Here is a 2,330-nt window from a genome sequence, read left to right on the forward strand (position 1 = left end):
TACAGCTCTCACTACGGAGTCTGCCAAACTCGATATCGAGTGGCAAAAAGAAGCGCCCGCACCACTCCCCTTAACACTCATTATTGGTCTACCCCGACCAAAAATGTTAAAGCGAATCATTCAAACCGCCACAACAATGGGCGTGAAGAAAATCTATTTCCTCAATGCCTGGAAGGTAGAAAAGAGCTTTTGGCAAAGCCCCTGGCTAAGTGAAGAAAAAATTCTAGAGAATTGCATCCTTGGCTTAGAACAAGCTCAGGATACCGTGATGCCCGAAATTCATATCAAAAAGCGCTTCAAGCCCTTTGTTGAAGATGAATTACCTGCACTTTCCAAAGGTACACGCCAACTAGTCGCCCACCCTAGAGAAGAACAGGTCTGCCCACATCATCTCGAAGAAGCCTGCACCTTAATCATCGGCCCCGAAGGTGGCTTTACTGAGTATGAAGTAAACAAGCTCAAAGAAGCCGGTTTTGAAGGAGTTCATTTAGGCGAAAGAATTCTACGCGTAGAGACTGCCGTACCCGTATTGATCTCGCGTCTATTTGGGTCAACATTCTAGGGTAATTTTGTCCGCAAAACGGACCTTCATGACTGATCGATAAACAAGGATTTTTTGGCCAATATTGATCTGATCGGTTACTTCTGGAAAGTGAGATAAGCGGACATAACAGTTGGACTGTTTTTACAAAATTACGGCCAATATTCGCTAAGTGAAGCTTCTTCTATATGCTGTATGTATAAACAGTATCAAGGAGGATGCTCATGTCACCGGCAAGGAATGTCTGGGCGAGTCAAGCACCATACTATGAACGCCATCAGCCCGAAAAGACGCTCCTCTATCAATTGGTTCAGGAACATTATCCTGTCTTTAAGTCCTCGTTGGAGGGTCAGGGACAAAGCTTGCCTCGTTACGTTCAGAGAGAGTTCGAAGATTTTCTCCAATGTGGTCGGCTGGAATATGGCTTTTTGCGTGTCCGCTGCGAGGATTGCCATCATGAACGATTGGTGGCATTTAGCTGCAAGCGCAGAGGGTTCTGCCCCAGCTGTGGTGCCCGCCGGATGGCGGAGAGTGCCGCGCTCTTGGTGGATGAGGTGTTTCCCAAAGTTCCCATACGCCAGTGGGTGCTGAGCTTTCCCTTCCAGTTACGATTCCTGCTGGCTCGCCATCCAGAGCTGATGGGTAAAGTGTTAGGCATTGTCTACCGCACCGTCTCTACGCATTTAATTAGGCAGGCTGGTTTTACCAAGGCTACCGCACAAACCGGTGCAGTGACGTTGATCCAACGCTTTGGTTCTGCGCTCAACCTTAATGTCCATTACCACATGCTATTTCTCGATGGCGTATACGCCGAAGATACCTATGGCCAACGGCGGTTCCATCGGGTCAAGGCACCCACTCAACATGAACTCAATGCGCTCGTTAACACCCTCAGCCACCGGGTCGCTCGCTGCCTGGAAAAACGCGGTCTGTTGGAGCGAGATGCCGAGAATACCTGGTTGACGCTGGACGAGGAAGGAGGAGATGTACTCACGCAAATGCACGGTTCCTCGGTGACTTACCGCATCGCCACCGGCCCCCAGCAAGGGAGTAAGGTCTTCACCCTGCAAACCTTCCCTCATTGCGAAAGTGAGAAGCCAGGCTATGGCCAAGCGGCTAAAGTGGCAGGTTTTTCACTCCACGCCGGTGTGATGGCCGAAGGACATCAGAGGGATAAACTCGAACGGCTCTGCCGCTACGTTAGCCGACCCGCTGTTTCAGAAAAGCGCCTGGCATTGACCTCCAATGGACACGTTCGGTATGAACTCAAAACCCCGTATCGCAATGGCACAACCCATGTGATCTTCGAACCCATGGACTTCATGGCCAAGCTGGCTGCACTGGTACCCAAGCCGCGCGTCAACCTCACCCGATTCCACGGAGTCTTCGCACCGAACAGCAAACACCGTGTTCAGGTCACACCGGCTAAACGCGGAAAAAAGCCTGACAAACTAGAAGCAGCCGATACTGACTGGCTCGATAAGACCCCTGAAGAGCGGCACCACGCCATGACATGGATGCAGCGACTTAAGCGAGTCTTCAATATTGATATTGAGGTTTGCGAGCACTGTGGAGGGCATGTCAAAGTGATTGCCAGCATTGAGGATCCGGACATAATCGAGCAGATTCTTAAACATCTCAAACAGAAGGCGGCCAAAGCCGATACTAACCATCACAACCAGCCGCCAGAGCGAGCCCCACCACTGACTCCCAGCCTGTTCGGCCCATCGCAGACTCGTTTATTTAATTGACGCTCCTAAGCTCTCAATCCATGTACTGTCAGCCTTTG

Annotated in this window: 2 protein-coding genes; both read left to right on the forward strand. The window is 50.6% G+C overall.

Annotation, left to right across the window (positions count from 1 at the left end; genetic code table 11):
* Window positions 1–562, forward strand: a 562-nt coding sequence (locus A3735_RS11085) for a 16S rRNA (uracil(1498)-N(3))-methyltransferase (RefSeq protein WP_068638061.1), incomplete at its 5' end; no start/stop codon positions are given.
* A 203-nt stretch (window positions 563–765) separates the two neighbouring features.
* The gene (locus A3735_RS11090) at window positions 766–2,292 is read left to right on the forward strand and encodes an IS91 family transposase (protein WP_068552922.1); all 1,527 of its coding nucleotides are present in this window, start codon (window positions 766–768) and stop codon (window positions 2,290–2,292) included.
* Window positions 2,293–2,330 lie beyond the last annotated feature (38 nt).

The sequence above is a fragment of the Oleiphilus sp. HI0061 genome, from assembly GCF_001635675.1.

Excerpts from the sequence above, each read along its gene's own strand:
- A3735_RS11090 (WP_068552922.1), top strand. The coding sequence starts at position 766 with ATGTCACCGGCAAGGAATGTCTGGGCGAGTCAAGCACCATACTATGAA.